Origin of the sequence: Methanobrevibacter cuticularis (assembly GCF_001639285.1) — an archaeon.
GTDB lineage: Archaea > Methanobacteriota > Methanobacteria > Methanobacteriales > Methanobacteriaceae > Methanobaculum > Methanobaculum cuticulare.
Genome location: NZ_LWMW01000062.1, coordinates 1 through 637, shown reverse-complemented (window position 1 = coordinate 637; position 637 = coordinate 1). Strand labels below are relative to the sequence as shown.

1 protein-coding gene is annotated in these 637 nt (G+C 28.4%); it reads right to left on the bottom strand.

The genetic code is table 11. The features are described 5' to 3' along the window. Positions 1 to 637: right-handed parallel beta-helix repeat-containing protein (locus MBCUT_RS01765; RefSeq protein WP_169805361.1), on the bottom strand; the 637-nt coding region annotated here is incomplete at both ends.

The following is a 637-nucleotide window of genomic DNA, read 5'->3' as shown; positions in this document are numbered from 1 at the left end:
ATTAGAAGAAGAATCTTCAATATCATTACCACTAATACCAACATGTTCAGAACTATCTACTGAAACACCATCACTACCACTATTTTTAACATTATTATCCTTAATATCTAGATTATTGATATTACTTGAAGAAATTCCACCCGCACTATTATTACCCAAATCATTACCTGATATACTTATATTTTCACCAGTATCTATGTAAACACCATGACCATTATTATCATGAATTTTGTTATTTGAGATTTTAGTGTTATTTGACTCAACCACACTAATACCAGAACCGATATCATGAATATCATTACCACTAACATTTACATTATTAGAACTACTTACAAATATACCATCAAGCCCATACGTACTATTAAAAATACTATTATTCACAATATTCACATTACTAGAATCACTAACAACAACAGACTCATCATTATCAAAAAAAGTATTATTAAATATATTAACATTATCAGAATAAGCTACAAACACACCCACAAAATATCCAGCAACATTAAAACCATTAACACTTATACCATCAGCTAAAACATTAAAAGCATAATCACAAACACCACCAACACTAGTCCCATTTAACAAAACACCAAAATCAGAAACAATATTAATAGACCTAGAAACATCCAAACTAATA